The sequence below is a fragment of the Methylorubrum zatmanii genome (assembly GCF_014845115.1).
Taxonomy (GTDB): Bacteria; Pseudomonadota; Alphaproteobacteria; order Rhizobiales; family Beijerinckiaceae; genus Methylobacterium; species Methylobacterium zatmanii.
The window spans coordinates 1-2,514 of sequence record NZ_NKUI01000339.1 but is presented as its reverse complement, the minus strand read 5'-3'; the positions used below and the strand labels follow the sequence as shown (position 1 = coordinate 2,514).

The window sequence follows — 2,514 nt, the reverse complement described above, 5'->3', positions numbered from 1 at the left end:
GCGCGGCATAGGCGAGAGCCTGGGGGCCGGCGGCGGGGGCGTTGCCGCGCAGGGCGAACAGGCTGTCGAAGCCGTTGGCGGATTTCGCGGGGCCGCCGACGGGCGCGCTGGCGGCCGGAGCGGCCGAGGCCGCGACGGTCGTGCTCGCGCTGTCCGGGACGTCCGCCTCGATGCCGAGGCGCTTCGCGACGTAGTAATAGCCGCGATTGTAGTAGCGGTAGGCCTGTTCGAGATCGCCCTTGGCGGCGCGGTAGGCGCCGGCGAGATAGGCGATGCCGTATTTCAGATTGGTGTCGGGGTCGTAGAGCCCGGAGGCGTCGCCGCTATAGCCGAGGCCGCGGGCGGTCGCGTGCTTGATCTGCATCAGGCCGAGGGCCGAGCCGCCCTTGGCACGGGCATTGTAGTTGCTCTCGCGCTTGACGACCCGGTGAACGAACGCCTCCGGAACCTTGTTGGCCCGGGCATGCTCGGCGATCAGGGCGTCGATGTTGTCCCGCGCCGCTTGAGCGAAGGCCGGCGCCGGGACGGCGGCGGCAAGTAGGGCGGCGAGGAGAAGGCGCATGGGAGACCCGGTCGTTTTGGGCGGCTCACGGGCATCCGGAGCCCGGCATCCTCTCCGAAGAGAGCGGCTGCCGGGCAGACCCCCATGAACGTCGCCTGTTACGGCTCAGTTTGTCTCCCCTGGGTCGGGTCCAAATGAGGCGGGAACGTGGACGTATCCAAAATCCCTGCGGAGGAAGGCGGCCGCGGCGCCGGCCCTGTCGCCGGATGGGCACAGGTGGCGGACGCCGCGAGCGGCATGGATCTCAGGGGTCGCCGAATACGAAGCGATTGATCGCGCGGGCGAAACCGTCTTCCTGATTGCTGGCGGTCACCGCCGAGGCCGCCTGCCGCACGGCGGGGGCGGCGTTGCCCATGGCGATCGACAGGCCGCTCTCCCGGAACAGGGCGATGTCGTTGGCCGCGTCGCCGAGGGTGGCGATTCGCTCCCGCGGGATGCCCAGGCGCCGGCCGAGATCGGTGACGAAGCTGCCCTTGTCGATGCCGGGCGGCGTCACGTCGAGATAGTAGGGCTGCGAGCGATGCACCACGGCGCGGCCGTCCAGAGCCGCCGCGAGCCTTTTTTCGAGCCGCGCGAGTTCATCACGGTCGCGGCTCACGCCGACGATCTTGGCCGCGCGTCCGAGCAGGGCGGAGAGATCCGGCACGATCCTCGGTTCGGTCTGAAGGGTGCGGCGTTCCAGGTCGGTATAGGGGCCCTGTCCGTTGCGCAAATTCCAGGAGCCGTCGGCGAACACCCAGAGATCGACGCCCGCGTCGTCGAGGCGCCGCGCCGCCTCGCGGGCGACCGCCTCCGGGATCAGCGTCTCCGAGATCGACGCGAGATCGGGGCCGCAGACGGTGCTGCCGTTGAAGGCGCCCAGAGGCAGCCGCAGATCGAGGGCCTCGGCCAGATGGCGCAGGCCGACCGGCGGCCGGCTGGAGGCCAGGGTGAAGCCGATTCCCGCCGTGCCGAGCCGGCGGACCGCCGCGAGGGCGGCCGGGGTGAGCCGCTTGTCGTCGGTGACGAGGGTTCCGTCGACATCGGAGACCACGAGGGCGATATCCATGGGCGATCCTCCCTATTCGCAGAGGCCGCCGGCCGGTGGGCCGAGGCGGGTGAGAACCGCTGCGACGATGGCGTCGGGGCCGTCCTCGATCCCGACGGTGATCGGGTTCTCCTCCTGCCCCGGCGGTTCGAGGGCGGCGAACTGGCTGTCGAGCAGGGAGGCGGGCATGAAATGGCCGTGCCGCGCCTGGACCCGGCCCTGGATCACCGCCCGGCTTCCCTCCAGGAAGACGATGCGGACGTCCGGGCGATCCCCGGTCAGGGCCCGGCGATAGGCGCGCTTGAGCGCCGAGCAGGCGACGATGCCGGGCTCGTGGGCCGCGAGCCGGGCGTCGATCCACGCCCGGATCCGGCCGAGCCAGGGGGCGCGGGCCGCATCGTCGAGGGGATGGCCCGCCCGCATCCGGGCGACGCTTTCGGGGGTATGGAAATCGTCGCCATCGACGAAGGGCCAGCCGAGCGTCTCGGCCAGCAGGGCGGCCACGGTGCTCTTACCGGAGCCCGACACGCCCATCACCACGAGGACAGTCGGTGCGGAAGGGGTGGGAACGGTCATCCGGCTCCTTGCAAACGGTCTTTTGCACAATGGCGTCGCTCGCCCGGTCGTGCTCCCGGGCCCGGCCGGCGGAGGTCAGGTAGCGGAGCCCGGCAGCGGGACCATCCTTCGGGCTGGGGTCGTGTTCCACCCGGCGCTGGGGACGGGGCCCTGCCGGGAAAGATGTGGGCAGCGGGGACAGAAGGGGTATTCCGTGCTCCCTCAGCCGGTGTGGCGGCCTCGCCACGGACAGCTTGGCCGGTTTGGGCTACCCACCCGATGAGGGAAACCGCCAGGCGATCCGAATGCGCGCTCTTGCCACTGTTCTCGTCACCGCTGCGGCGGTGTCGGGCTGCTCGATCCTGCCGGC

General features: G+C 71.0%; 3 protein-coding genes. All 3 read right to left on the bottom strand.

Going from position 1 to position 2,514, the window contains the following annotated elements:
* A partial coding sequence (locus tag MZTS_RS24520) for a transglycosylase SLT domain-containing protein (protein ID WP_192285927.1) occupies positions 1-562 on the bottom strand: 562 nt, incomplete at its 3' end.
* A 244-nt stretch (positions 563-806) separates the two neighbouring features.
* A complete protein-coding gene (locus tag MZTS_RS24515; protein WP_192285925.1) occupies positions 807-1,610 on the bottom strand; it encodes a Cof-type HAD-IIB family hydrolase in 804 nt (267 codons plus the stop codon).
* 12 nt (positions 1,611-1,622) lie between these two features.
* Complete coding sequence (locus MZTS_RS24510; protein ID WP_192285923.1) at positions 1,623-2,165, bottom strand: gluconokinase; 543 nt, start codon at positions 2,163-2,165, stop codon at positions 1,623-1,625.
* Positions 2,166-2,514 lie beyond the last annotated feature (349 nt).

Coding starts and splice junctions, on each gene's coding strand:
- MZTS_RS24515 (WP_192285925.1), bottom strand. CDS start 1,610: ATGGATATCGCCCTCGTGGTCTCCGATGTCGACGGAACCCTCGTCACC.
- MZTS_RS24510 (WP_192285923.1), bottom strand. CDS start 2,165: ATGACCGTTCCCACCCCTTCCGCACCGACTGTCCTCGTGGTGATGGGC.